This is a genomic window from Phyllobacterium sp. MT110 (assembly GCF_058792715.1).
The window spans coordinates 151,081-177,632 of the sequence record NZ_JBXAFE010000001.1; the positions used below are offsets into that span (position 1 = coordinate 151,081).

The following is a 26,552-nucleotide window of genomic DNA, read 5'->3' on the forward strand; positions in this document are numbered from 1 at the left end:
CAGAGAACATACAAAACCGGAAGGGGAATAATGAAGTTGGCAAATAATACTGCGTAAGATTGTCGGTATAAAAGATCGATAAGATGGGGTTGTAAATGTTGATCAATTCTCATTGCTGTTTTAACTCTGGCTCGGGAATGCGAGCATGATGCACGCCGTTGGTTTTTTAACAAGAAGGTACGCCTTATGCTCGAGTTTTCGCGGGTCATCCTTGCTGACGATCATGCTCTTGTGCGTGAAGGGCTCAAGCTCCTGCTTTCGACCATCGACGGCGTGACGGTTGCCGGCGAAGCGGCGGATGGCGACACGGTCGACCGCCTGCTCCGGGAAACGGCCGCCGATCTTCTCATTCTTGACCTTGGCATGCCGGGCGTGAACGGATTTCAGTTCATCAGGAATGTGCGAGCGGCCTGGCCCGAGCTGAAGATTCTGATTGTAACGGCAAATCTGGAACCGCGTTCTGTTCGCGCCGCCTTTGATGCCGGCGCGAACGGCTATTTGACGAAAAGCGGCGACGCGACAGAATTTCTGGCCGCCATCGAGGCCATGCGGTGCGGCGAACCCTATGTTGCCGAAGAAGTGCGCTTTGCCGTCGACCAGCACGGCAAGCAAGACGGCTTCCATGAGCCCAAACCTGCTATTGCCTCTCCGGTCGAACTGACGCGGCGCGAGCAGCAAATCCTGACCCTTATTCCTCACGGCATCTCCACACGTGATATTGCCGAGCGTCTCGGGATCAGTCCGCTCACGGCACGCAAACATCGCGAAAACCTCATGCGTAAACTCAATCTGCACAGTGGAGCCGAACTGACGGCCTATGCCATCCGTCTTGGACTGTCCGCGGGCTGAACGCCGGCAAGGCCGTGTCCCGTCAGATATTCTTGGTTGCCAATGTGACGCCCAGACCGATCAGAATGGACCCGCAGACCTTTGGAACAATCCATCCTGATCCGGCTTTCGTCATCCGGCCAAGCGTGACCGAGGCAATGCCCACAGCCGCAACGTCAGCCGCTGAAAAGGCGAGATTGACGATGATGCCAAGCAGCAGAAACTGCAGCCAGACCGGTGCACTCAGATTGGCGTCGATAAACTGTGGCAGAAATGTCAGGAAGAACAGCGCCGTCTTCGGGTTGAGGACCTCAACGACGACACTGTCGCGAAAAACACCGGGACCCGCGGAAACGGTGTCCTTGTGCCCGCCTTTTCCGCCCATGAACATGGTGATGCCCAGCCAGACGAGATAGGCGGCGCCAGCAAACTTGATCACCGTGTAAAGCAGTGGTGCGCTATGAAGGAGTGCTGCCAAGCCCAGCGCCGTCGCGACAATGTGCACGTAGCAGCCGAGATGAATACCGCAGGCAGCCTTCAGTCCGGCACTGGTTCCATGCGTCAGCGTCTGGGCGGTCATGTAGAGAATGGCCGGCCCCGGCATACAGGCAAAGAGCAATGTTGCCAGGACAAATGGCATCAGTTGTTCGAGCGGCAACATCATTATTCCTCCAGCAGATGGGACCGCTCTCATTATCCGGAGCGATTTTGGACGATCGCGACATTGATCGAACCAAGCGACGACATCATGCGGAGGGACAATTACGCCCGGAAATGCGCAGGGAACATACGGCACTCGCCGTACTTCGACAGCACGGGCGCCGGAACAGAACGACAGGGTTAACAGTCTGCAACGGAAAGCGCGGGGAGCTTCCTCGCCGTCTGTATGGCACGAAATACGGCAAATGCCGTATGGCTGATCGAATGGCCGGACGATATCCCTCCAACAATTAGAAGTTGTGCTGTCGTTCCCAGGGGGGCACGGTGGGGTTGGGGGAAACGACCATGAAACTTGCCAGCAAGTGCCGGCAGCACGTCGCCGTGTTGCTTTTAGCCGTATGCTTTTCCGGGACAGCATTCGCGCAAACGGCAGGCGATCCCACCGATCCAGAAACGTGGCGGACACCTGAATACAAGACTCAGTTTTGGCTCGATTACATTTTCGCCGATTATGCCTATGCCATGGGTGTGGATGGCAGCGGCGTCAAGGTTGGTGTTATCGATTCAGGTTTTGCCAGGGATCACCCCGAATTTGCCGGACGATATGAAGAAGGGATCACCGTCCAGCCCGACAAGCCCTGGTATGTCGATTCAAGCTCGGTGACGCACGGTTCTGCTGTTGCAGGTGTGATTGCAGCAAACAGGGACGGCAAGGGAATGCATGGTGTTGCGCCAGGCGCGACGATCGTTGCCGTGAATGCTGAAGAGGAAGACGGGTACATCGATGCAAAGGCTGCCGTTGCGGGGATATATGGTTTGGTTTCCCGCAACGTGCATATCATCAACAACAGCTATGGCACGGAAGCTGGCATCACGGATTATCCGCCCGATGTCGTCGCTTCGACGTACAAGGCCGAAATCGCCGCGTACAGGCACGCCGTAGCCAACGACACCCTGCTTATCTGGGGAACCGGCAACGACAGTCGTAGCCAGCCCTCCATTGAAGCTGGGTTGCCCTATCTCATTCCGGAGCTGAAACGCGGCTGGCTGGCGGTGACCGGTTATGATTATGAATATGGCAATCAGTGCGGCGTTGCCAAAAACTGGTGTCTGACTGCGCCCGCTTATTCCGTCATTACCGTGGACGGACGAGGCGGGTATCAGGAGATCAACGGAACCTCCTTTGCGGCGCCGCACGTTGCCGGTGCCGCAGCCCTGGTCAAACAGATGTTCCCCTACATGACGATGGATCAAGTCAGGCAGGTCCTGCTTGGAACCGCCATCGACATTGGCGCTCCCGGCGTCGATGATGTCTACGGATACGGACTTCTCAATGCCGGTCGTGCCGTGCTTGGGCCGGGGAAATTTGATTGGGGCGATTTCAACGTCAAATTTGACGGTGGTCAGAGCCGATGGTTCAACGACATTACCGGCGCAGGCGGCTTGGTCAAATCAGGCGATGGCGCGCTGTTGATGTTTGGCGACAGCACCTATGCCGGCAAAACCCGGATTGATGGTGGTACTCTGGCGCTGGCAGGCAGTATCGCATCCGATACGCTGGTGGCGCGTGGCGGAACTCTTTCCGGTGACGGCATCATTTATGGGAACGTCGACAATCAGGGCATCGTCTATGGCGGTTGGGGCGGCGCCGGCGGAACGCTGACAATTGATGGCAACTATCACCAATCCGCCGATGCCAGCATGCGGGTCAAGATCGGCGCAGCGGAGGGTACCAGCCGCGTCGAGGTGACGGGCACGGCGCAGCTTGACGGTGGCACAGTTGATGCTTTCCTCAATCCGGGCACGTTTCGCGGTGATGCCCGATACACGATCCTTGCTTCGGGCGGGCTTACCGGAACGTTCAGCCGTGTGCAGGCTGACTACGCCTTCCTCGACCTGACACTCGGCTACGATGCCACCAATGTCTATCTGAGCGTTTTGCGGAACAAGACGGCTTTTGCCGATATTGGCACGACGAAGAACCAGAGATCGATGGGTGCCGGTGTGGAAAGTCTCGGCGGGCTGGTGCTGTCCGGTACTGCCGGGACAGGCAATCCCGCCGCATCCATCTACGACCTGATCATCGGGTCGAATGCCCATGATGCGCGGACAATATTCGACTCGCTCTCCGGTGAAATCCATTCGAGCGTCAAATCGGCATTGCTCGACGAAAGCCGGTTTGCCCGGGATGTCATCTCCGCGCGGCTGCGCGCGGCATCGGGGACTGCACCGTCTCCGTCGATGCCTCTGCTGGCCTACGGTCCGGGTGGTCAGATCCCGGCCGCACCCGATGCGTCCTCGGCAGTCTGGGGGCAGGCCTACGGTTCATGGGGGCACCTGTCCGGCAATGCGAATGCTGCGAAACTCGAACGCTCCTCGGGCGGATTCTATATGGGGGCTGATGGCGAATTCGGGCAGTCATGGCGCGCAGGCTTTGCCGGAGGATATGGCAGCAGTTCGCTTGACGCTCCGGCACGCGCGTCCTCAGCATCCGTCGACAGCTATACGATCGCTGCCTATGCCGCTACGCAGATGGATGCGCTGGCCTTGCGTTTTGGCGCGGCCCACACGTGGCACACGGTGGAAACAAGCCGTTCCACGGCATTTGGTGCATCCGCTGCCGATTACACCGCGAGAACGGTGCAGGTTTTCGGGGAGGCAGGCTATGCCTTCGATTACAATCGTGTGGCATTGGAGCCATTCGCAGGTCTCGCCTATGCAAACCTTCACACCGACGGCATCGGGGAAAGCGGGACTGCAGGTCTCAAATCCCGCGGCGACAATGATGACAACGTCTATGCAACGCTGGGCCTGCGTGCCCGGACGGATATTCCCGTCGGTGACACGGCCAAGCTGGCGGCAAGGGGGATGCTCGGATGGCAGCATGCCTTTGGCGATGTTGCTCCGGATACGACATTCGCCTTGGCCGGAGGGTCGCCATTCCCGGTCGAGGGTTCACCCATTGCGCGGGATGCTCTCGTTGCTGAAGCCGGACTGGATTTCTCGGTGACGAAGACTGTCACGCTGGGTGTTTCCTATACCGGCCAGATGTCGTCGGCGGTGCAGGCGCATGGGGTGCGTGGTGATCTAAGCTGGCGATTCTGAAAGGGCACGCCGCACGAGGGGCGATGCGAGGGGGCTCTCCGATGATAAGGCGGTCCTCCCGCTATGGCCGTATTGGCGCGGCGAACAGCCCATGACCCGCTTGAAAGCGGTACTGAAGGCGCTTTCGGAGTCATAACCGAGCGACAGGGCAATGGCGGACACGGGATCGCTTGAATTCTCCAGCCTGTCTCCCGCCACCAGCATGCGCCAGCGTGTCAGATATTCCATGGGGGACTTTCCGACGGCCTGCTTGAATTTGAGTGCAAAGGTTGAGCGCGACATGCCGGCCCGTTCCGCCAGTGTCTGCAATGTCCAGTGGCGCGCCGGATTGTCATGCATGGCGTTGATTGCCGCGCCCATCTGCTTATCCGCCAGAGCGAACAACCAGCCGACGCCGCCTTGCAATCCTCCGGCCAGATGCAGTCGCAGGGCCTCGATAAGCATCATATGGGCGAGGTGCTGCACGAGGAGAAAGCCGCCGGGCTGCCGTTCGCGCAACTCCCGCATCATCAGTTCCACAGGCCAGCGCAGCACGGACTGATCGGTGTCCTTGCGGATATGCACGATCGGCGGCAGCATTCCCAACAGCACGCTGGCATGATTGCCGGTCAGGGCAAAACGGCTGCTGACAAGAAAGCAATCGCCGCCGCCTTTGTGTACGGCGATGCCGCCATTGCGCGCAGCGGAAAAAACCGTGACAGCCTCGACGGATGACAAAGTCAGATCGCTTGTCAGGCGAAACGACCGGCCGTACGGCAACAGGAAGCAGTCGCCCGTGCCGAGGTGCACGGCATCGGCAACGCCCTCCACGGACAGCCAGCATTGACCGGAAACCACGGCGCCGCATTTGATACTGTCCCGGCTTTCAGGAAACTGGATCGACCATTCGCCCCCGGCATCGAAGCCGGCGGACATGTAATTATGCGGTTTCAGCAGGGACAGGACGTCTGAGAGCGGATCCATGGTCATTCCGGACGATTGCGAAGATAATGCGGACTTTACAGCATAGATCGTATTTCTCCAACCGCCTATCTTCTCCACCACGGCCGAGATTGCGGTCGTGTCATTTTAAAATGGAGAAGTGGAATGCGTGTCTTCGTTACCGGTGCCACAGGCTTTGTCGGCTCTGCCGTCGTGGAGGAACTCGTCAAGGCGGGCCATCAGGTGCTCGGCCTTGTCCGCACGGACGCGGCGGCCAAATCGCTTGCCGCCCTCGGCGCGCAGGCGCATCGCGGCGATCTCGACGATCTGCCAAGCCTGCGCGATGGCGCTGCTGCCGCAGATGGGGTGATCCACACGGCGTTCAATCATGATTTCTCGAAATTCGCGCAGAACTGCGAGATGGACCGCCGCGCCATCGAGACACTTGGCGCTGTGCTCAAAGGCTCGGATCGCCCCTTGCTTGTCACCACGGGAATGGCACATCTGGGACGGGATCGCCCGGCGACGGAAGAAGACCTGCCCGGCCCGGCTTCCGCGGCTGTGCCTCGCGTTTCGGAAGCGACTGCAGCGGCACTGGCAGACGATGGCGTGCGGGCGTCGGTGGTTCGTCTTCCTGCATCGGTTCATGGTGACGGCGACCATGGCTTCGTACCGCACCTCATCAACCTCGCGCGCGAAAAAGGCGTGTCGGCCTATGTCGGCGAAGGGCTCAACCGCTGGCCCGCGGTGCACCGGCTAGATGCGGCTTTGGTTTACCGGCTTGCCCTTGAACGGGGAACCGGCGGCGACCGTTATCATGCGGTTGCCGAGGAGGGTGTGCTGTTCAAGGACATCGCCACGCTGATCGGCCGCCGGCTGAATGTGCCTGTTGTGGCCAAGACTCCCGAGGCGGCGGCCGAACATTTCGGCTGGTTCGCCACCTTTGCCGGTATGAATGCGCATGCCGTGAGTACGCGCACCCGCGAACTGTTGAACTGGCAGCCGAACCAGCCCGGGTTGATGTCCGATCTCGACCGGTTGCGCTATTTCGAAACGTGAGGGAGGAGCCCTGTTTGCTCAAATTGTCACGACGATCTTGCCGAACTGCTCGTTCGATTCCAGAAAGCGATGCGCATCGACGATCTGGTCGAACGGGAAGGTTCTGGCGATGACCGGCTGCAGGGCGCCGGATGCCAGCCCATCCAGGATGAAAGCCTTGGCCGCTTCCAGCCGCTCGGGATCACCAATGATCTCGTGCACGAGATAGCCGCGCAGCGTCAGGGATTTGCTCAGCACCGTAAACAGCGGGAACGGGGTCGGTTCCGGGCTCAAGCCGCCATATTCCACGAGGATGCCGCCCGGTGCCATGGCGGCAGTCAGCGGGCCGAATATCGGACCGCCGATGGGGTCGAGCACCACGCGCACACCGTCGGGCCCGGTAATGTCCTTCAGCCGCGTCTCCAGGTCTTCCTCGGCGGTGGCAATGACATGGGCAGCGCCGAAAGCCAGCAGTTCCTCTTTCTTGCCGGAGGTGCGCGTCACGGCAATGGCCGTCGCGCCAACCCTGTTGGCAATCTGGATTGCAGCCAGTCCCACGCTGCTCGAGGCCGCGGTGATGACGACGAAGTCTCCCCGGTGCAGCTTGGCGATATCGATCAGCGCGCCGTACGCGGTCAGGTAAGGCATCCACAGCGCCGCCGCCTTTTCCCAGCTGAGCCCTTGCGGGTGTTTGACAACCGATCCGGCCGGGAATGTCACCAGTTCACCATAGGCCGGCCAGCGCACCATCGATTTGGGCGGTATGATGCTGACCGTATCACCCGGCGCAAAGTTCTCGACGCCTTCGCCAATCGCTTCAACGATACCCGCTGCCTCAAGGCCAAGACCAGACGGCAAAACCGGCGTTTCGATGTAGGTGCCGGTGCGCAGAAGCGCTTCGGCACGGTTCAGCCCCACGGCCTTGACGCGGATTTGAACCTCGCCCGGGCCGGGCTGGGGAAACTCGACGTTCTCGATGCGCAAAACCTCGGGACCACCGAATTCATGGAAACGAACAACACGTGCCATAGTCATAACTCCAAACGATTTGAACGGAATAGGCTATGCCAGTAGGAGAAATGCGGATAAATGGCGCATAATGAAGTTCTGTAGAAGCCAGGAGTTTCGAATATGGATCGCCTCGCCAGCATGGCCGTGTTTGTCAGGGCCGTTGATCTCGGCTCCTTTGCCGCGGCTGCGGACGCGCTTGGCCTGTCCGGCCCGATGGTCGGCAAACATGTCCGGTTTCTGGAAGAGCGGCTGGGCGTACGCCTGATCAACCGTACGACACGCCGCCAGAACCTGACCGATTTCGGGCGTGCCTATTATGAACGTTGCCGGGCGATACTGGCCGAAGCTGAAGCGGCAGATGCGCTCGCGGATGATCAGCTGTCCGAACCGCGCGGCCGGCTGCGCGTGACGATGCCCGCGCATTTCGGCCGGCACTGCGTCACCCCCGTACTGCTCGGGCTCGCCCGGCAATATCCCATGCTGGAACTTGACCTGTCGCTGAGCGACCGCTTCGTCGATCTCGCCGAGGACGAGTATGACCTTGCCATCCGGACCGGCACTCCCGATGACAGGGGCGGCGTGATTGCGCGGCGGATCGCCCGCCAGCGCATGGTTGTCTGCGCCGCGCCCGCCTATATCGCGAACCATGGCGAACCACGCGTGGTCGATGACCTTGCCGGGCACCAGGCCATCATGTATCGCCGGTCGGGCCGCATCCGCCCATGGCTGTTTCCGCGCGGCGACCAGCCGCCGGCCGAGGCGATGCCGGTCAATCGCGTGCGCCTGGATGATCTCGACGCGATTGCCGACGCTGCCACGGCGGGCATGGGGCTGGCCTGGCTGCCGTCCTGGCTCATCCGCGACCGGATTGCCGCGGGAACGCTTGTGCGACTGCTGCCGGATCAGCCGGATTTTCTCTACGACGCCTATGCATTGTGGCTGCCGGTGCCGCATTTGCCGCTGCGGGTCCGCCTTGCCGTGGACGCACTCGCCGCCGCTTTGCCCCGGCTGATGGGGTGAACGGCGCCCTCAGGCTGCCTGCATCCCGCATTGCGGCGATGCTTCAAACAGCCTGCTGCCGATGGTTCGCGCCCTGTCGAGGTGTATTGCCGGATCCTGCGTTTCCGAATCGAGCAGCAGCTCCGACGTGACGACACAGGCACCGCAATAATCGAAGATGCCGTGATCGATCTGCGTCTTCATGGCATCGAAGTAACCGCGCCGGGTATAGGTTCGCGCATCGGCGCCTCCAACGCCGATGAGATGCACCTTGAGGTGGCGGAGCTTCTTTTCCAGGCCGCCGTCCAGGCTGAAGTCGAAAGCCCAGCCATTGGAAAAGACGCGGTCGATCCATCCCTTGAGCAGTCCCGGCATCGACCACCAGTAGACGGGAAAGACCAGCACCACAGCATCGGCTCGGTCGATCCGCGCCTGTTCGGCGGCGACATCGGCGGGCGGTACAGCCCGGGTGCGGTGAACGGCGAGATCGGCAGCGGAGAAGCGCGGATCGAACCCTTCGGCCGCAATGTCGGCGATTTCGGGGGTGTTGCCGGGAGCCGACAGGGACAACCCCTCCGCGATCTGTGCGGCAATGCCGTGGGTGAGGGAGGCGGGTTCGGGATGTGCGACAACGATGAGGGCGTGCATGACAAAACTCCTGTCAACGGATTGCAGATGGCGGGTTGATGTTATATACTTTTGGTAAGTTATAATCTGCAAGTTACTTTTGGTACATAGCGATGTCAAGCATGCGAACGAGGGATGAAACGGCGGCTGTCCGTCCGCGCCGGCGGCTGACGCGGGAGGACCGCTTCCGCCAGCTCCTGGATGTCGCCTGGCGGATTGTCCGTGAGGAGGGGACAGAAGCCTTGACGCTCGGCTGGCTTGCCGAAAAGGCTGGGGTGACGAAGCCGGTGGTCTATGATCATTTCGGCACGCGCGCCGGTTTGCTGGCAGCGCTTTACCGGGACTTCGATGCCCGCCAGACAATGCTGATGGACGCGGCGCTCGCCGCGAGCAAACCGGCGCTGGCGGACCGGGCTGCGGTCATCGCCTCGTCCTATGTGGACTGCGTGCTGGTGCAGGGGCGCGAAATCCCCGGTGTGATCGCGGCCCTTGCCGGATCGCCCGAACTAGAGAAGATCAAGCGTGAATATAACGGCGTCTTCATCGAGAAGTGCCGGGTGATGCTCGCGCCGTTTGCCGGAGCCGGGACCATTGCGTCGGCGGGCTTGTGGGCGATGCTCGGTGCCGCCGAAGCGCTGTCCTATGCCGCCGCAACGGGCGACATCACCGCTGCGCAGGCGGAGCACGAGCTGTTCGAGACCATCATTGCCATGGTTGCCAGGAACGGGTGACCAGACGAGCATTCGCAAAAATACTTGCGGATTGTTCCCTTTTTGTTCTAAGCTGTCCGATCGGAAATGCGGTTGCATTTCGGGAGGTCGGCCATGCAGGGCGAATTGAATCTGGGCGATAACTGGCAAAACCGGCCGAAACGGCCTGCTTTGCCGGAGCGGCTTTTCTTCGGCATCATGCTCGATGGCGATGTGCAGGAGATTGTCGATGCCCGCAGGACCGGCGTAATCAACGATTATCGTTTGACGCGAAAGAGCCTTACCGGGTCTTGCCGGTTTCATATTTCACTGTACCACCTGGGGGATTACTCGCGTCTGCCCAGTCCTGTCCTTTTCGCGGCCAAGCGGGCCGGGAGTGCCGTGTCCACACCGCCGTTTGAGATGGCGCTACGCTCACTTAAGAGTTTCGAGGGTGGCCAGCCGGGCCGGAAGCCGCTGGTGCTGATCGGCGAGGGGGAGGGGTTGACCCGGCTCCACACGATTCTCGGCGCCTGCCTCACGCGCAACGGGCTGCCGGGAAATCGCGGCGCATTCACCCCGCATTTGACGCTTCTCTACAATTCCCGAACGATCAGCGAACAGCCGATTGAGCCGATCCGCTTTGTCGTCAGGGATTTTGTCTTGATCCACAGCAAGCGGGGGCTCTCCGAATACGAGATACTGCAGCGCTGGACGCTGCATTGACGCGCCCCGTTGGGGTCCGCATTCCTATTTCCTGCTCAGATATTTCATGCCCGTATCGCACATGACGGTGACGACGATTGCACCTGGGGCAAGCGTATCGGCCAGTCGCAGCGCCGCAACCACATTGGCTCCGGTGGATGTTCCGGCAAACAGTCCTTCTTCGCGCGCCAGCCGCTTGGCCATGGCGCTGGCTTCCTCCGTCGACACCTGTTCGATCCCGCCGGCGATGCCGTCCTGCCAGAGCGGCACGACATAGCCCGCGCCAATCCCATCAATTTTATGCGCGCCGGTCTTGCCGCCGGACAGGACAGGCGATTCCGCCGGCTCCACCGCAACGATGCGGATCTGGTCATTGTACCGGCGCAAGGCCTCGCCGGTTCCCCGGAGGGAAGCCGCCGTGCCGACACTCTGCACAAAGCCATCGATGCGTCCGTTTGTCTGGTCCCAGATTTCGGCGGCCATGGCGTGATAGGCCGCCAGCTGATCCCTGTTGCTCATCTGGTCTGTCCAGAAACTGCCGGGGGTTTGCTGCGCGATGATACGCGCCGCCTCGATCATGTCGCGTGTCAGTTTCTCGGTCATGCGTCCGCTGTCGCTTGGCACGATGTGCAGTGTGGCGCCAAGAATTGCCATGTGGTCGAGTTTTTCCCGGGCAAAGGCGTCCGAGGTGACGATGTGCAGGGGATAGCCTTTGACCGCGCAGACGAGCGACAGGGAAACACCGGTGCTGCCGCCGGTATATTCCACCACGGTGCCGTTGGCAGCTAGCCGCCCATCCGCCTCTGCCGCTTCGATCATGGCAAGCGCCATGCGGTCCTTCATGCTGCCGGTTGGGTTTTCGCTTTCAAGCTTCACGAGGATGCGGGCGCCGTTGGCGGGGCGGATGGTCCGCAGGGCCAGCAGCGATGTGTTGCCGATGGTGTCAAGGATCGTTCGTTGCGAGGCGTGCATGGTCTCGATACTCCGCGTCAAACTGCACTATCCGGTTCGGGGGCGGGTACGCAAAAACCGGTTTCCATGTAGATACATATTATGTATATGCATATATCCATGACCTTGGCAAAACAACCGAAAAAAACCTTGCGGACCGACGCCCGCGCGCTGGTTGAGAATTGCGCGGGCTGGAACAGCCGTCTGGCGGCGCGCCGCATCACGGCTTTTCTGGATCGCGAATTGGCGGATCTTGGCCTCACCGCGGCGCAGCTTGGCCTGATGGCGCAGATTGCTGCCCTGACCGATGATACGCTGGGCGCGCTGGCCCAGCGCAGCGGCCTGGAGCAATCGACCCTGTCGCGCAACTTGCGCACGCTTGAGCGCGAACAGCTGATCGAAATCACCCTGGTGGAAACCGACCTGCGTCGCCGCGCGGTGTGGCTGACGGAAACCGGCGCGCGCCGTCTCGAAGCGGCAATACCCGTGTGGCGGGAAGCGCAGGCCAGGCTCGCGCAAGTCGTGCCGACGGATATTGTTCGCCAGCTGGTGGATCAAAGCGAGGCGCTCTGAGGCGGGAAAAGCCTGCCCGGCGCGCAGTTGCCCTGATGTTGCAGGGCGCAACCTTGGTGCAATGTGAGTGGCCTAATTGTGTTGCAGCGAATGAAGAGTGCGGGCAGGGCACAGCGATTGCGGCGTATGAAATGGGAACGGGCCTCGCCATGGCGGCCTGAACGGTACTATTTTGCCAAAGCAACGGCCGGTGTCCAAATTCCTTGTGTCGCCATGTTTTAACCCCGTACATGACTGGTCCTGAATAGTGCGTATTTTGCTGGTGGAAGACGAGCCTGAAATGGCCGCTGCCCTTGGGGAGGCTCTCAAGAATTACGACATGATCGTTGATCACGTGGGCTCGCTCGCCCATGCCGAGGAGGCCGTGTCGCTCAACGCCTATGCCGCCATTCTGCTGGACCGGCAGTTGCCCGACGGCGACGGCCTGACCATCGTGCCGCGTCTGCGGGCAAAAGGTGAGGGCGTTCCGGTCATCGTGCTGACGGCGCGCGGTGAATTGGCGGACCGTGTCACCGGTCTCGACAAGGGGGCGGACGATTATCTTGCCAAGCCCTTTGCCGTGGAAGAACTGCTGGCGCGGCTGCGCGCAGTGCTGCGCAGGCCCCTCAACATGCCCTCGGAACCTCTGAATGTCGGCAACCTGTCCTTTGACCTGATCAACCGCGAAGCCAGCATCGGCGCCAACCGGTTCGACCTGCCGCGCCGCGAACTTCTGGTGTTGGAAACGCTGTTGCGGCGCATGGGGCGCACGGTGCTGCGTTCTTCGCTGGAAGAAGCAGTCTACGGTATTGACGATGAAATCCAGTCGAACGCCCTCGACACCCATGTTTCCCGGCTGCGCCGCAAGCTGACGGAATCCGGCGCCGGCGTTGAAATTCACGCCATTCGCGGCGTCGGCTACCTGTTGAAGCGCCTCTCCTGATGGCGCAGGCAAGGCCGCATTCATTGAAATGGCGGCTCGTCAGCCGCCTCGTCCTTCTGCAGGCGGTCATGCTGACGCTGTTCGTGGTGCTGGTGCTCTGTGCGCTCTGGTACACCGGATTTCTCGGGTCGATCGATCCTGAAGATACGACGATCAACGCCGTGCGCGATTCCATCGGGCGCAGTGCCAATGGCGCTCTCGTCCTGCGCGAAACACCCGCATTGGCGCGCGAGCGGGCGACAAGCCCGAGTTTTTGGTTTGTGGCGCGAGACATGCAGGGACAGACCTTGTCGGAGGGCGAGGTCCCGCCGGAATATGCGCGCATCGGCGATGCCTTGAGCGCCGTGGGACAGGCGCGATTTGGCTGGAATCTCGGTGATCCGCCCCGTTCCAACGCCCGGTTCAAACGCGTGACAACCACCGCAGGCGTGGTCCAGATTCTTGCCGGACCCGGAAGTACAGTCCCCTTCGGCTTTTATCTCTCGGCGCTCGGTACGGTTCTTGCAACCATCATTGTCCCGCTCATCCTTGTGATGGCGCTGGCGACGCTCCTGGTAACGCCATTTGTCGTGCGCAGGGCCCACAGGGGCCTGGGGCATGTGGCGACCCAGGCTGAAAAGATCAATATTGACGAGCGTGGAACGCGCTTGCCGCTGGATGATGTGCCGCAGGAGGTCACGCCGCTGGTGACGGCTGTCAACAGCGCGCTCGGCCGGCTCGATGACGGCTATGAACGGCACAAACGGTTTCTGCTGGATGCAGCCCATGAATTGCGCACACCGATCGCCATCCTGCAAACCCGCCTGGAATCGCTCCCGGCCAGCCCGGTCAACGGGCGTCTGCTGGAGGATGTCGCCCGTCTTGGCATTCTCGCCGAACAATTGCTGGATCTGCAGCGTCTGAGCCAGAACGGAATGCAATTTGCTGCCGTTGATCTTGTCGCCGTCGGACGGCGGGTGGCGGCCGATCTCGCGCCGCTTGCCATCGCGGCGGGTTATGCCATGTCGTTTGAACCCGAAATCGCGCGTGTTGCCGTGCGGGGCGATCAGGCGGCGCTGGAACGGGCCATGATCAACCTTGTGCAAAATGCCATCCAGCACGGCGGACGCAAGGGCACCATCACCATCCGGGTGAAGCCGGATGCGGCCGTCGTGGTGGAAGACGAGGGGGCGGGCGTGCCGCCCGATCAGCGCAGTGCCATCTTCGAGCCGTTCCGGCGCCTGCGTGCCCGGGATCGCGGCGTCGGTCTGGGCCTCAACCTTGTCCAGGAAATCGTGCAATTGCATCGGGGGCAGGTTGTGGTAACAGAGGCATCTGGCGGCGGCGCCTGTTTCACCATGAAGTTTGCTGCGGCATCTATAATGCCGTAATAACTTACCGATAGTTCAGTCCTGTTTAAGCCATTTTGCTGTGGGTATCGTTGCCGCAGAAGGTGCACGCAACCTTCCCTCAATATTGGCGCGCCATACAGGTGCAGCCTTAAGAACGTTGGAGCTTGATTTTTATGACGACGGGAAGTGTTTGGACTTTCGTGCGGGCACTGCTGACCGATCCGTTTCGCGTCAGTGCGATTGCCCCTTCGGGAGCGGCCCTTGCAAGATTGATCACCAGCGAAATCACCCCGGCCTCGGGTCCCGTGCTTGAATTGGGACCGGGCACCGGCGTGTTCACCGACGCGCTGCTTGCCCGCGGTGTTCGCCCCAAGGACCTCACCCTGATTGAATACGGTGCCGAATTTGCGCGGCTTTTGCAGGCGCGCTTTCCCGGCATGCGCATCCTGCAGATGGACGCGGCCCAGCTCGACCTGCACGAGTTCTTCGACATTCAGCCTGCCGGTGCCGTTGTCAGCGGCTTGCCGCTTCTCAGCATGACGCAGGAAAAGGTGGCGGCAATTCTCGGCGGCGCATTCAGCAATCTGCGGCCGGAAGGCGCCTATTACCAGTTCACCTACGGCTTCCGCTGCCCGGTGCCAAAGCCGGTGCTGGATCAATTGCAGCTGGAGGCCGTCTGCATTGGCCGGGCATTCCGCAACCTGCCGCCTGCGGCGGTCTACAGGGTCACCCGCAGGGGCGTCACCACACCTGTCGCCATCTGACCCCCGTCCGGCGGACAGGTGGTGGGTGACCCGAACGATCACCGATCGTCATCGGTCGATCAATTTTATTGTCTTGTCATGCTGCATCGCAGCGATAATGTCCGCGGCATGACCCCACCAGCCTCTTCTCCTGTTCGTTACGCCCTTGGCGGATTTGTCACGATGGCCGTCGCAATGGGGATCGGCCGTTTCATTTTCACGCCGATCCTGCCGGCCATGATGACCGATCTCGGCCTGTCGCCGGGTGATGCCGGAATCATCGCTTCGGCCAATTATGTCGGCTATCTCCTCGGTGCGATCATTGCGGGTTACGGCTGGGCGTCAGGCATAGAGCGCGCCGTGGTTCTGGCCTCCCTTGCCGCCAGTGCGGCACTGTGTCTCGCCATGAGCCTCGGCGACGGCATCATCGTCTTCTCGATCCTGCGGTTCCTGGCCGGCATGGCCAGCGCGTTCATGCTGGTGCTTGCTGCAACCATCGTCTTCAGTCACCTCGCTGCGGCCAACCGTCCGGGTTTGCAGGCACTGCATTTCGGCGGCGTCGGTGCCGGCATTGCACTCTCCTCCGTGCTGGTGGCGGCAAGCGCCGCAAGCGGTTACGGCTGGCGTCAGGATTGGATCGGCGCGGCTATCCTCTCCATCCTCGGGCTGTTTGCCGTGCTGTGGCTGTTGCGCGAAGGTCCGGTGCGCACGGGCGCTGGTGTCAAGGAGCCGCCCGTCCGCTGGACGCCGGCCTTCCTCAAGATCAACATCGCCTACGGGGTTTTCGGCTTCGGCTACATCATCACCGCCACATTCATCATTGCCATCGTGCGCACCAGCCATGGCGGCGCGTCCATGGAAGCGCTGGTCTGGTTTGTGACCGGCGTGAGCGCCGCCCTGTCCGTCTGGTTGTGGGGGCCGCTGCTGCGCCAGGTCGGCCCGTTTGCCGTCGTGGCGCTCGGCATGCTGGTACAGGCCGTGGGCGTGGCCGCCAGCGTGGTCCTGCCGCCCCCCGTGGGGCCGCTTCTCGGAGGCGTGCTCCTGGGGGTGACCTTCATCGTGATCACCGCAGCCGGCTTTCAGGCGGGGCGGGCCATTCTGCCGCAGTCGCCGCGCCGGGTCATGGCCGTCATGACGGCGGCCTTCGGCATCGGCCAGATCATCGGGCCGCTCGTCGGCGGCTATCTCGCCAATATCACCGGCAATTTTACCATCGCGACCCTTGCCGCCGCCGCCAGCCTCGTCGTCGGGGCGGCCTTTGCGTTTCTTTCCAGACCGTGAACATTACAGCAATTTAATTGCTGGCGTTCATTCTTTGCCCTATTCGTGGTGGTAGGCTCACATCAAATCAACCCTGATTTGTGTGTTTATGCGAGGGTCCATCTGCCGTGTTTGTCTCATTTTTTCCCAAGCCGAAGTTGTTTTTCATCTCGGCGCTTCTGTGGGCCTTGGCCGCTGTTCTGCTCTGGTATGCCGGAGGTCAACAATTTGGTTCCTACGTGGGACTGGCTCCCGCTGACCCGGCGGTACCTCCCATCGTTGGCATCACGGTCTTCTTCACAAAGCCCTATCTTTGGGTCTATGTCTATTTTGCTGTATTCATTGGTATTTTTTATGCGTTCTGGGCGTGGTATTCGCCTCACCCGTGGCAGAACTGGTCAATTCTGGGCTCCGCCCTTATCCTGTTTTCGTCGTATTTTTCCGTCCAGGTCGATGTTGTTTTGAACAACTGGCGCGGCTCGTTTTTCGACATGGTTCAAAAGGCAATGGGCGGTAAAAATGTTGTTGCTGCCCCGGATCTTTACGCCGGCGTTATCACATTCGCGGTGATCGCCTGCGTGGCAATTGCGGTAGCGGTCGCAACGCTTTTCTTTACCAGCCATTACGTCTTCAGATGGCGCACGGCCATGAACAGCTACTATATGGAACATTGGGAAAGGCTTCGGCATATTGAGGGTGCCGCACAGCGCGTTCAGGAAGACACGATGCGTTTTGCATCGATTGTTGAAGGTCTGGGTATCACCTTCATACAGTCGGCCATGACACTGATAGCGTTCCTGCCCTTGCTCGCACAGCTCTCCAGCCACATCGTCGCCTTGCCTGTTGTCGGCGTCATACCACATCCCTTGGTTTTCGCGGCCATTGCTTGGGCAATCTTCGGAACCGGCTTGCTGGCAATGGTCGGTGTAAAGCTTCCGGGTTTGCAGTTTCGCAATCAGAGAGTTGAAGCGGCCTACCGAAAGGAACTTGTTTATGGTGAAGATCATGGAGATCGTGCCCAGCCGCTTGCCGTGAAGGAGCTCTTTGCAAACGTCCGGAAGAATTACTTCCGTTTGTATTTCCACTACGTCTACTTCAACGTCTTCCGCTACGTCTATCTGCAGGCCGACAATGTCTTTGGCCTTTTCCTGCTTGTTCCGACATTGGCAGCCGGCACGATCACCCTGGGTATCTTCCAGCAGATCTTGTCAGCGTTCTCGAATGTGACGAACTCTTTCCAATTTCTGGTCAATTCGTGGACGACAGTCATCGAACTGCTTTCAATCCAGAAGCGTTTGAAAGCCTTCGAGGCTACATTGGAGGGCGAGCCTCTGCCGTCCATCGATCAGCTTTATCTGGAAACAGGAACTGAGCGCTAAGAATGCAGTGACGGGCGGCGGTCAGATGCCGCTGTCCGTTACCTTCCTCCGGCTGACTGCCGGAGCGGCGGCGGAGGGCGCTTCGGCGCCGGTCTGTTTGAGATAATCGCTATAGGTCGTGCAGCGCACGTCAGGCTTCGTGCAGACGTCGGATGTGAAGCGTTCCAGTGCCCGCCAATAGGCGTCGCCGTTCATCAGCGTAAAATGGATGCCGATCTGGAAGGGAATGCGCTCACCCCTGTACTGGCGGTCAAAGGCACCCTTGAACGCGTCATAGGCGCGATTTTCAAATTCGTTGAGGTGATCCGCCCGCTCGAAGCCGCCGGAGTGGCGCACGAACATGTTGTAGTCCATCGCCACCACCGGGCGGTGTTCCGGGCCTTCGCTGATGGTGGGCAGCGCAAACTGATATAGCCCGCCCGCATGGATCGGCAGAGCCGGACCCTTGGAAACGCTGCTGGCGTCAAAGGCATAACCCATGTCTTTCAATGCCGACAGCAGGGCAGGGCTGGCGGAGAGATATGGAGCCCGGAAGCCGCGCACTTCTGTGTCGACAAAGGCTTTCCAACCCTCCGGCTCGGGATCGCTGCCATACTTTGCCCAGGCCGTGCGCAGCACCTGCTTGTAGGCGGTGAATTCCCTGATCCAGTCCGCCTTCGACCAGGTGCGTCCATCAAAGTGGCCGCAGGCGTGGCTGGCAATCTCATTGCCCTCATTGCGCGCCCGCCAGATATTGTCGAGCCGTTTGGCAATGTCATCCTTCGATGCGGCATAGCCGATATTGGAGCGGCCATTGGATTCGCCGGGGGCCTGATAGGATTTGCGGTCAGCGCGGTCGATCAGAAAGACACAGGAGAGAAAGTAGGTGAATTTGGCGTTGGAGCGCTCGGCGAGCGCCCGGCTGCGCTCCCACAGGGCATTGCTGCCGGAATTGTCGAAGGAGATCAGCACATATTGCGGCTTGCTGCCAAGGGAACCGCGCAGTTCCGTGCCTTCGCTGGCAAAAGCGGGCATGCATGCCGTGAGGGCAAGGGACGCGGCAAGGGCACAAGAAATCAAACGCATAATGCTGATACGACGCTATCAATGGGAGGAACGATTCTCGCTACAGGGGAATTGTGGCGATGATCGGACGCGTCGATCCACCGCAAGCACCTGTCTTGGAACTGTTCTGAAGCCGCTGTACTCTCCCGGAAAACGGGGGAACCGGTCATGCTGGTGCTGATTCTGGGTATTGTTGTCTTTCTGGGAATTCACTCGGTCCGCATCGTTGCGCCGCAATGGCGTCTCGACAAGATCGCCGCATGGGGCGAGAACAAGTGGAAGGGGTTTTACTCCGTCATTTCCTTCCTAGGTTTGATACTTATCATCTGGGGGTATGTGCTGGCGCGGCCTTATTCGCTGTTCATTTATGAGCCGCCGGTCTGGCTGAAGCACATCACCCTGCTTCTGATGCTGTTTTCGTTCATCTCGCTGATGATTTCGAATTTCAAGCCGGGAAAGCTGAAGCCCATTCTCAAGCATCCCACGCTGATTGCCGTCAAAATCTGGGCGCTGGCGCATCTCATGGCCAATGGCGATCTGGCGTCGCTCGTCCTGTTCCTGTCATTTCTGGCCTGGGCCGTGGTCGATCGCATTTCCATCAAGCGGCAGGAGCGGGCGGGCCTGATGCGCACGGTGATTGTGCCCGGACCGGTTTCCAACGATATCATGGCCATTGTCGCCGGTGTGGTGCTCTACGCCCTGTTTGTCTGGAAACTGCATGCCTGGCTGATCGGGGTATCACCAGTTTAAACAGCCGGCTGAGGGCTATTTTTCACTTGGCCCTTACATCCCGAGGATTTTCCGACTAAAAGCGCTCTAACTGTGTGCGCGGAGCGGCGAGGGCTGCTTCGCGCATCTGCAATTCATTTCATCGCAGGCCCCAAGGGCACCAATGAGGCACTATGACTGACGACGGCTTTTTCCGTGAGGTAAATGAGGAACTCCGCTCCGACAAGATGCGGGCGTTTTGGAAGCGCTTTGGCGGCCTGCTGATCGGCGCTGCCGTGGCCCTTGTCGTCGGCACGGGTGTTTTCGCCTTCTATGAATATTGGACCGAAAAGCAGGCGTCGAAATCCGGCGACCAGTTTCTGGCTGCGCTCAATCTTGTCCGGGACGGCAAGAATGATGAAGCGCTGAAGACGCTGGGTGAACTGGAAAAGACCGGTTACGGTGCTTATCCCGTGCTGGCCCGCATGCGCGCTGCCGGCGTGCAGGCGCAAAAGGGTGACCCGGCGGCCGCAGTGGCTGCGTTTGACGAAGTTGCGGCGGATGCCTCTGTTCCCCAATCCCTCCGGGATCTGGCAAAACTGCGCGCCGCCCTGCTGCTTCTCGACACAGGCTCCTACGACGATGTTGCCAAACGCGTCGAATCTCTTTCGTCCGACGGCAATCCGATGCGCCATTCCGCGCGTGAGGCCCTTGGCCTTGCCGCATGGAAAGCTGGTCGCGGCGGTGATGCGGAAAAGCTGTTCAAGCAGATTTCCGATGATCAGGCCGCTCCCGCCAATATTCGCCAGTTTGCCGACACGATGCTCGACATGCTTCGCAGCACTGGCGCAGCACCCGCTGCTGCTGCCGGTTAACACAGGAATTTGAGTCTTTGAGTTTCACCCTCGCCATTATCGGCCGTCCGAATGTCGGTAAGTCCACCCTCTTCAACCGGCTTGTCGGCCGCAAGATCGCTTTGGTGGATGATCTGCCGGGCGTTACGCGCGACCGTCGTGTCCATGCCGCCAAACTGTACGACCTGAAGTTCGATGTCATCGATACCGCAGGTCTTGAGGAGGTCCCCAGTGATTCGCTGGAAGGCCGCATGCGTGCCCAGACGGAACTGGCCATCGGGGAGGCTGATCTCATCCTGTTCCTTGTCGATGCCAAGGCCGGTATAACCCCCACCGACGTAACCTTCGCCGACCTCGTCCGCCGTTCCGGCAAGCCGGTCATTCTGGTTGCCAACAAGGCCGAGGCGCGCGGTGCCGAATCCGGCATGTACGATTCCTATCAGCTGGGACTGGGCGAACCTTGCCCGATTTCGGCCGAGCACGGGCAGGGCTTCCCTGATCTGCGCGACGCGATCGTCGAAATACTGGGAGAAGAGCGCGTTTTCCCGGATGAGTACGAGACGAAAGATCCCGAGAGCGACGCGGTCGCCGTCACCATTCCCGCCGTTGCGGGACCGAAGGACGATCTGATCGGCGACGATATCGACGATCCGGATGCCGAAGACATCCCGGCCTATGATTCCAGCAAGCCGCTCCGCATCGCCATCGTCGGGCGCCCGAATGCCGGTAAATCGACACTGGTCAACACGATGCTTGGTGAGGATCGGCTGCTGACAGGGCCTGAAGCGGGGATCACGCGCGATTCCATTTCCGTCGACTGGGAGTGGAATGGCCGCAAGATCAAGCTGTTCGATACCGCTGGGCTGCGCCGCAAATCCCGTGTTCAGGGTAAGCTCGAAAAATTGTCCGTGGGCGATGCGCTGCGGGCCATTCGGTTTGCCGAGGTCGTCATTATCGTGCTTGATGCGACGATCCCCTTCGAAAAGCAGGATTTGCAGATCGCCGATCTGATCATCCGTGAGGGCCGCGCACCGATCATCGCCTTCAACAAATGGGATCTGGTCGAAAACCGCCAGATGGTGCTGGCCGATCTGCGCGAAAAGACCGAGCGGCTGCTGCCGCAGATTCGCGGTATCCGTGCCGTCCCGATCTCGGGTGAACGCAACCAGGGCATCGACAAGCTGATGGCCGCCGTTGCCTCGACGGACGAGGTATGGAACCGCCGTATTTCCACCGGTCGCCTGAACCGCTGGATGGAAGGTGTGACGACGCATCACCCGCCGCCCGCCGTCGCCGGCCGCCGCCTCAAAATCAAGTATATCACGCAGGTCAAAACCCGCCCGCCGGGCTTTGTCATCTCCTGTTCGCGGCCGGAAGCGTTCCCGACCTCCTATGTGCGCTATCTGACAAACGGACTGCGCGAGACGTTCGATATGCCGGGTGTTCCGCTACGGCTGGTCCTGCGCACGTCGGATAATCCGTTTGCCGGACGGGCAAAAAAGAAGCGCTAACCTATTCCTCCGCAACAAATCCTGCCGCCCTCGTGTTTTTGCACGGGGGCGGTTTGCATCTGCACTGGTCCGCCAAACCAACCGGCTACACGCTTTCGCGAGGGCTGTTAACTCTCCATCAAGGTTAATGCTTCATTTTTGCAACCAGTATTGTTCGGTTGTGAGTGGGGTATCGGCGTGCGTTTCTCTGAGTTTTCGAGGGCATTGAAGCCCCTGCAAAAGAATCGGACAAACAGGAATTTTATCGGTCCGGTGATTATCGGCACGGCCATCTATCTGTTCTCGCCCACGATCGTCGCCTATCAGGATATGGCCAGCATGCTGTCGGGTGCCGAATCCGGCAAGGGCCGCTGGACGGCCTATCTGGAAAAGTCACCCGCCGGCTCCATCCAGAAAGCCAATATGTCCCTTGTCGATGACAAGGCCATCACATCGAGCATTCCCGCCAGTGGTATCGACGTGCCGGGCATCGGTCCGATCGTTGTCAACGGCACCGGGAAATCACCCGGCGCGACACCCGATGAAGATCGCATCAACCGGGTCGAGAAGCAGGGGCGCATCGTCACCATCAGCAAGAAGGCTCCGCCCAAGGCGTTCAGTGCAGGTTCCATCCTCCAGCGATCGAGCATGCTGATCCGCCCGACCCATGGCGTCGAAGTCGAAATGGCTTTTGCCAAGCCGAAGATCGCCGGCAAGGAAATCCAGATCGCTCTGGCATTTCATAATCGCGCACCGGCCAAGGCCGATCCGCAGGTCTCGCCCATGCTGGCCAGCCTGATCACCAACAACACGCCGGATGTCCTGGCATTGGGCTATGCGCCGGCTGAACCCGACTACGCGAAAACCTCGCCTTTCGACAACATTCTCAATGAGCCAAAACAGCCCGGGCGATTTGTCCCGCAGCTGGGGGCTGGCGATCATGCCTGGCTGGCATCACCGCTGCCGCCGGTCGTTTTCACCAAGGAAGAACAGAAATGCCTGGCGACGGGCATTTACTTTGAGGCGAGAAGCGAAAGCCTGAAGGGGCAGGCCGCCGTTGCGCAGGTCATTCTCAACCGCGTCCGCAACCCTGCCTATCCAAAGACCATTTGCGGTGTCGTCTACCAGAACGACGACTGGATCAACCGCTGTCAGTTCTCGTTCGCCTGTGAAGGACGCAAGCTGGTCGTGACGGAGCCGAAATACTGGAAAATGGCGCAGGAAATCGCGATGGCTGTTACGTCAGGGCGCATCTTCCTGCCGGAGGTCGGCTCGGCCACCCACTATCACGCCGTCTATGTCCGGCCAAACTGGGCGCACACCATGAAACGCGTCGACAAGATTGGCCAGCACGTTTTCTACCGCACCTATGGCGGTGGTTGGATTTGACGGCCCTTGGAAGCCAAACAAAAACTGCTATACTGTCCTTGGAGTGAGGGACAGGCTTTCGCCCGCCCCTCCTTCCTGATTATGTGAATTGAACCCGGATGGTGAGTTGCCAGCTCGTCCGGGTTCTTTTCAATATCAGGGTGATACTAAGTGGCAGGTACCACATAGTATCACCTCCAAGTTTGAGGGCAAGGCCATTGCCATGGTCGGGAGGCCCATCGTCCCGATACACCGGCTGGCTCGGTGCCTTCTGCTTCGCCCTCAAAACCGTCAGTATTGGTATCGTCATTTATTTTCTGATTTGACGAACGCCGCAAGAAACGCAGGGTTGCGTTGCGGCGTAATTGGCCATCGAAAGCTGTGTTGGGATGCTGCTGGAATGCGTCTGAACACCTGTCTCATCCACAGGATTCGCGCGCGATTTTTGCCCTCAGAGGTGAGACATAAAGTCATATTTACCTAAGGTATTGAAATTTCCCGCGAAAATTACCCTTGAGACTCCTGCTTCTGCGCCTTGACTAGCGCGGATCGTAACAATATGTTGCGCGCGACTTCGAAGCGGGGGTGAAGCCTCGCATTCAGCGTGTAAAGGACATGCCATTGGCCACGGGAAACAAGCCCGATCAGTCAGGTTCTGTCGGTAATACGCCGGATGCCGGAAAGCCGCTGACTTCGGATGAACTGGAAAGTCGCCGCCGCGATCTGGAAGCAAAACTGGCTTCAAAGGGCGTAGGCGGGAAACCCGGTTCGAAAGACGAGGGGACGGGGACCGCCTCCGGTGTCGCGCAGGCCATGAAACTGTCGAGCGAATTTATCGCCGGCGTTCTGGTTGGTGCGGGGTTGGGCTGGTTAGCTGACCGATTTTTGGGCACTTCACCCTGGGGGCTGATCATTCTGCTCCTTCTGGGTTTTTGTGCCGGAACGCTGAACATCCTGCGCTCCGCAGGACGTGTGGCGGAGAACCGCGGATTTGAGCTCGACAAGAGCGATGACCGTGAGAAACCGGAATAAGCCTGCGGGCATGGAACGATATAGACGAGGTTAGCGTGGCCAACGATCCGATCCATCAATTCCAGATTGCACGATGGATTCCCATTGATGTCGGTGGAATTGACCTGTCCTTCACCAATTCGTCAGCCTTCATGGTTGCGACGGTTGCGGTTGCTTCGGCGTTTCTCTATCTGACTTCTTCCAATCGCGGTCTGATCCCGACCCGTTTACAGTCGGTTTCCGAGATGGCCTATGAGTTCGTGGCTTCCACGCTGCGCGATTCGGCCGGAACCTCGGGAATGAAATTCTTCCCGTTTGTCTTCTCGCTCTTCATGTTCGTGCTTGTGGCCAATATGCTCGGCATGTTCCCGTATTTCTATACGATTACCAGCCAGATCATCGTGACATTCGCGCTTGCGATCCTCGTGATCGGTACGGTTCTCGTTTACGGTTTCGCCAAGCACGGCTTCAAATTCCTTGGTGTTTTTGTGCCGTCCGGTGTTCCGGCGCCGCTGCTGCTTCTCGTTGTGCCGATTGAAATCATTTCTTTCCTTTCCCGCCCGATCAGCCTTTCAGTTCGTCTTTTCGCCAACATGCTTGCTGGCCACATCACGCTGAAAGTGTTTGCTGGTTTCGTGGTGTCGCTGAGTGCGCTCGGAGCTGCCGGTATTGGCGGCGCGATTCTGCCGCTCGCCATGACGGTCGCTTTGACCGGTCTCGAATTCCTGGTGGCTTTCCTGCAGGCCTACGTCTTCACCGTGCTGACATGCATGTACCTGAATGACGCAGTGCATCCTGGCGGTCACTGAGAACGAACTTCGCCGGCGGGGCTCCGCCAAACGCAATCGATCAATAACTATTCTATCCAAAGGAGTTTAACATGGATCCCGTAGCAGCAAAGTACATCGGTGCAGGTCTCGCCTGCTTTGGTATGGCCGGAACGGCCCTCGGCCTTGGCAACATTTTCGGCAGCTACCTCTCCGGTGCATTGCGCAACCCATCCGCAGCTGATGGCCAGTTCGGCCGTCTGGTATTCGGCTTCGCCGTTACTGAAGCTCTGGGCATCTTCTCGCTGCTCATCGCTCTTCTGCTTCTGTTCGCTGTTTAATCAGCAAGCAATTCATACTGGCTGCGCTCTGCGCGGCCAGTATAATATTTAAAGTCAGCAGATCGGGAAATGCCCGAACCAAGGGGACAACATATGTTTGTGTCTTCGGCTCATGCCGCATCCACAACCGCTCAGACCGAGACACCTGCGCATGCCGACACGGCTGCAACGGGTGGCGCGTCTGATGCCCATGCCACTGCGACCCACTCCGAAACGGGTGTGGCGCATAAAGGTGTTTTCCCGCCTTTCGACTCCAGCCATTTTGCTTCGCAGCTGCTCTGGCTGGCACTGACATTTGCATTTTTCTACCTGTTCCTGTCGCGTGTGGTTCTGCCGCGTATCGGCGGTATCATCGAGACCCGCCGCGATCGCATCGCAACCGATCTCGATCAGGCTGCCCGCATGAAGCAGGAATCGGATGAGGCGCTCGCCGCCTATGAGCAGGAACTTGCCGAAGCCAAGAAAAAGGCCGGCAGCATTGCTCAGACCGCCCGTGATGAATCCAAGGCCAAGGCAGACGCTGAAACAGCGGAAATCTCTGCTGCCCTGGAAAAGAAGCTGGCTGAAGCCGAGGCAAGCATTGCGTCCATCAAGGACAAGGCAATGGCTGGCGTCGGTGCCATCGCCGAGGAAACGGCGGCGGAAATCGTCAAGAAGATCATCGGTGGAACTGTCGATACGGCAAGTGTTTCCGCTGCGGTCAAAGCCGTGCGCGGTTAAGGAGAAGCATGATGGACGCAACATTTTGGGCCCTGATTGCGCTGGTTATCTTCCTGGCGCTGATGGTTTACCTCAAGGTTCCGGGCGTTGTCGGCAAGTCGCTTGACGGCCGCGCCGAGCGCATCCGCGACGAGCTGGAAGAAGCCCGCCGCCTGCGCGAGGAAGCGCAGTCGCTGCTGGCCGAGTATCAGCGCAAGCGCAAGGAAGCCGAAAAGGAAGCTGGCGAGATCGTTGCCGCTGCGCAGCGCGAAGCCCATGCTATCATTGAGGAAACCAAGCAGAAGACGGAAGAATATGTTGCCCGCCGCAACAAGCTTGCCGAGCAGAAGATCGCCCAGGCCGAGACCGAGGCAGTCAACGACGTTCGCGCTTCCGCAGTCGATATCGCTGTTGCCGCTGCTGGACGTATCCTCAAGGACAAGGTTGATGCCAAGACATCGGCTGACCTGTTCAAGTCTTCCTTGAGCGAAGTGAAGACCCGCCTGAACTGATTGAGGGCAAATGGAA

The 26,552-nt window shown here is 59.7% G+C and carries 27 protein-coding genes; 21 read left to right on the forward strand and 6 right to left on the reverse strand.

The window, feature by feature from the left end; genetic code table 11:
* Positions 1–186: 186 nt before the first annotated feature.
* On the forward strand, positions 187–849 hold the full coding sequence (locus tag AC1Q5O_RS00745) for a response regulator (protein ID WP_346307309.1): 663 nt from the start codon (positions 187–189) through the stop codon (positions 847–849).
* 22 nt (positions 850–871) lie between these two features.
* Here AC1Q5O_RS00745 and AC1Q5O_RS00750 read toward each other — a convergent pair whose 3' ends face one another.
* Positions 872–1,489: a LysE family translocator gene (locus AC1Q5O_RS00750; RefSeq protein ID WP_492563047.1), complete on the reverse strand. Its 618-nt coding sequence runs from the start codon at positions 1,487–1,489 to the stop codon at positions 872–874.
* 344 nt (positions 1,490–1,833) lie between these two features.
* Between AC1Q5O_RS00750 and AC1Q5O_RS00755 the strand changes: the two genes are divergently transcribed.
* Positions 1,834–4,593, forward strand: a complete 2,760-nt coding sequence (locus tag AC1Q5O_RS00755) for an autotransporter domain-containing protein (RefSeq protein ID WP_492561585.1) — start codon at positions 1,834–1,836, stop codon at positions 4,591–4,593.
* Here AC1Q5O_RS00755 and AC1Q5O_RS00760 read toward each other — a convergent pair.
* Positions 4,576–5,556: an AraC family transcriptional regulator gene (locus AC1Q5O_RS00760; RefSeq protein WP_492561586.1), complete on the reverse strand. Its 981-nt coding sequence runs from the start codon at positions 5,554–5,556 to the stop codon at positions 4,576–4,578. The genes AC1Q5O_RS00755 and AC1Q5O_RS00760 overlap by 18 nt on opposite strands.
* Before the next feature lie 123 nt (positions 5,557–5,679).
* On the opposite strand from AC1Q5O_RS00760, the gene AC1Q5O_RS00765 reads away from it, so the two are divergent.
* Positions 5,680–6,573: an SDR family oxidoreductase gene (locus AC1Q5O_RS00765; protein ID WP_492561587.1), complete on the forward strand. Its 894-nt coding sequence runs from the start codon at positions 5,680–5,682 to the stop codon at positions 6,571–6,573.
* An 18-nt stretch (positions 6,574–6,591) separates the two neighbouring features.
* Here the strand turns inward: AC1Q5O_RS00765 and AC1Q5O_RS00770 are convergent, their stop codons facing one another.
* Positions 6,592–7,581 carry a zinc-dependent alcohol dehydrogenase family protein gene (locus AC1Q5O_RS00770; protein ID WP_492561588.1) on the reverse strand — a complete coding sequence of 330 codons (990 nt, stop codon included), beginning with the start codon at positions 7,579–7,581 and terminating at the stop codon, positions 6,592–6,594.
* Between the two features lie 102 nt (positions 7,582–7,683).
* Here AC1Q5O_RS00770 and AC1Q5O_RS00775 point away from each other — a divergent pair, with 102 nt between their 5' ends.
* The gene (locus tag AC1Q5O_RS00775; protein WP_492561589.1) at positions 7,684–8,583 is read left to right on the forward strand and encodes a LysR family transcriptional regulator; all 900 of its coding nucleotides are present in this window, start codon (positions 7,684–7,686) and stop codon (positions 8,581–8,583) included.
* Between the two features lie 9 nt (positions 8,584–8,592).
* Here AC1Q5O_RS00775 and AC1Q5O_RS00780 read toward each other — a convergent pair whose 3' ends face one another.
* Complete coding sequence (locus AC1Q5O_RS00780) at positions 8,593–9,210, reverse strand: NAD(P)H-dependent oxidoreductase (protein ID WP_492561590.1); 618 nt, start codon at positions 9,208–9,210, stop codon at positions 8,593–8,595.
* A gap of 92 nt (positions 9,211–9,302) precedes the next feature.
* Between AC1Q5O_RS00780 and AC1Q5O_RS00785 the strand changes: the two genes are divergently transcribed.
* Positions 9,303–9,920, forward strand: coding sequence for a TetR/AcrR family transcriptional regulator (locus AC1Q5O_RS00785; protein ID WP_492561591.1), 618 nt, complete (start codon positions 9,303–9,305; stop codon positions 9,918–9,920).
* A 93-nt stretch (positions 9,921–10,013) separates the two neighbouring features.
* A complete protein-coding gene (locus tag AC1Q5O_RS00790) occupies positions 10,014–10,604 on the forward strand; it encodes a 2'-5' RNA ligase family protein (protein ID WP_492561592.1) in 591 nt (196 codons plus the stop codon).
* 24 nt (positions 10,605–10,628) lie between these two features.
* On the opposite strand, the gene AC1Q5O_RS00795 is transcribed toward AC1Q5O_RS00790, so the two are convergent.
* Positions 10,629–11,576: a PLP-dependent cysteine synthase family protein gene (locus AC1Q5O_RS00795; protein ID WP_492561593.1), complete on the reverse strand. Its 948-nt coding sequence runs from the start codon at positions 11,574–11,576 to the stop codon at positions 10,629–10,631.
* A gap of 78 nt (positions 11,577–11,654) precedes the next feature.
* On the opposite strand from AC1Q5O_RS00795, the gene AC1Q5O_RS00800 reads away from it, so the two are divergent.
* From AC1Q5O_RS00800 to sbmA, 6 genes are all read left to right on the forward strand, one after another.
* Positions 11,655–12,107 (forward strand): MarR family winged helix-turn-helix transcriptional regulator, encoded by a 453-nt coding sequence (locus tag AC1Q5O_RS00800; RefSeq protein WP_492561594.1) that lies wholly within the window; start codon positions 11,655–11,657, stop codon positions 12,105–12,107.
* Between the two features lie 247 nt (positions 12,108–12,354).
* Positions 12,355–13,029 (forward strand): response regulator transcription factor, encoded by a 675-nt coding sequence (locus tag AC1Q5O_RS00805; RefSeq protein WP_472461659.1) that lies wholly within the window; start codon positions 12,355–12,357, stop codon positions 13,027–13,029.
* Positions 13,029–14,399: a sensor histidine kinase gene (locus AC1Q5O_RS00810; RefSeq protein WP_492561595.1), complete on the forward strand. Its 1,371-nt coding sequence runs from the start codon at positions 13,029–13,031 to the stop codon at positions 14,397–14,399. Before AC1Q5O_RS00805 ends, AC1Q5O_RS00810 begins: the two co-directional genes overlap by 1 nt.
* 134 nt (positions 14,400–14,533) lie before the next feature.
* Positions 14,534–15,124 (forward strand): class I SAM-dependent methyltransferase, encoded by a 591-nt coding sequence (locus AC1Q5O_RS00815; protein WP_492561596.1) that lies wholly within the window; start codon positions 14,534–14,536, stop codon positions 15,122–15,124.
* A 108-nt stretch (positions 15,125–15,232) separates the two neighbouring features.
* The gene (locus tag AC1Q5O_RS00820) at positions 15,233–16,384 is read left to right on the forward strand and encodes a YbfB/YjiJ family MFS transporter (protein WP_492561597.1); all 1,152 of its coding nucleotides are present in this window, start codon (positions 15,233–15,235) and stop codon (positions 16,382–16,384) included.
* 107 nt (positions 16,385–16,491) lie between these two features.
* Positions 16,492–17,742, forward strand: a complete 1,251-nt coding sequence (gene sbmA / locus AC1Q5O_RS00825; RefSeq protein ID WP_346308343.1) for a peptide antibiotic transporter SbmA — start codon at positions 16,492–16,494, stop codon at positions 17,740–17,742.
* A gap of 21 nt (positions 17,743–17,763) precedes the next feature.
* On the opposite strand, the gene AC1Q5O_RS00830 is transcribed toward sbmA, so the two are convergent.
* A complete protein-coding gene (locus AC1Q5O_RS00830; protein WP_492561598.1) occupies positions 17,764–18,756 on the reverse strand; it encodes a polysaccharide deacetylase family protein in 993 nt (330 codons plus the stop codon).
* A 198-nt stretch (positions 18,757–18,954) separates the two neighbouring features.
* Here AC1Q5O_RS00830 and AC1Q5O_RS00835 point away from each other — a divergent pair, with 198 nt between their 5' ends.
* The 9 genes from AC1Q5O_RS00835 to AC1Q5O_RS00875 all read left to right on the forward strand — a co-directional run bounded on the left by AC1Q5O_RS00835 (position 18,955) and on the right by AC1Q5O_RS00875 (position 26,536).
* Positions 18,955–19,536, forward strand: coding sequence for an NnrU family protein (locus AC1Q5O_RS00835; RefSeq protein ID WP_346308341.1), 582 nt, complete (start codon positions 18,955–18,957; stop codon positions 19,534–19,536).
* Positions 19,537–19,688: 152 nt separating this feature from the next.
* A complete protein-coding gene (locus tag AC1Q5O_RS00840; protein ID WP_223611588.1) occupies positions 19,689–20,369 on the forward strand; it encodes a tetratricopeptide repeat protein in 681 nt (226 codons plus the stop codon).
* Positions 20,370–20,386: 17 nt separating this feature from the next.
* Positions 20,387–21,859, forward strand: coding sequence for a ribosome biogenesis GTPase Der (gene der, locus AC1Q5O_RS00845; protein ID WP_223611587.1), 1,473 nt, complete (start codon positions 20,387–20,389; stop codon positions 21,857–21,859).
* A 252-nt stretch (positions 21,860–22,111) separates the two neighbouring features.
* Entirely contained in the window at positions 22,112–23,227 is a 1,116-nt protein-coding gene (locus AC1Q5O_RS00850) for a cell wall hydrolase (protein ID WP_492561599.1), read from the forward strand.
* A gap of 600 nt (positions 23,228–23,827) precedes the next feature.
* Complete coding sequence (locus AC1Q5O_RS00855; protein ID WP_492561600.1) at positions 23,828–24,238, forward strand: AtpZ/AtpI family protein; 411 nt, start codon at positions 23,828–23,830, stop codon at positions 24,236–24,238.
* A 35-nt stretch (positions 24,239–24,273) separates the two neighbouring features.
* Positions 24,274–25,026 carry a F0F1 ATP synthase subunit A gene (locus AC1Q5O_RS00860; protein WP_223611584.1) on the forward strand — a complete coding sequence of 251 codons (753 nt, stop codon included), beginning with the start codon at positions 24,274–24,276 and terminating at the stop codon, positions 25,024–25,026.
* A 71-nt stretch (positions 25,027–25,097) separates the two neighbouring features.
* Positions 25,098–25,325, forward strand: a complete 228-nt coding sequence (locus AC1Q5O_RS00865; protein ID WP_008125314.1) for a F0F1 ATP synthase subunit C — start codon at positions 25,098–25,100, stop codon at positions 25,323–25,325.
* 93 nt (positions 25,326–25,418) lie between these two features.
* On the forward strand, positions 25,419–26,045 hold the full coding sequence (locus tag AC1Q5O_RS00870) for a F0F1 ATP synthase subunit B (RefSeq protein ID WP_223611583.1): 627 nt from the start codon (positions 25,419–25,421) through the stop codon (positions 26,043–26,045).
* An 11-nt stretch (positions 26,046–26,056) separates the two neighbouring features.
* Positions 26,057–26,536: a F0F1 ATP synthase subunit B gene (locus AC1Q5O_RS00875; RefSeq protein WP_223611582.1), complete on the forward strand. Its 480-nt coding sequence runs from the start codon at positions 26,057–26,059 to the stop codon at positions 26,534–26,536.
* The last annotated feature ends 16 nt before the right edge of the window (positions 26,537–26,552 follow it).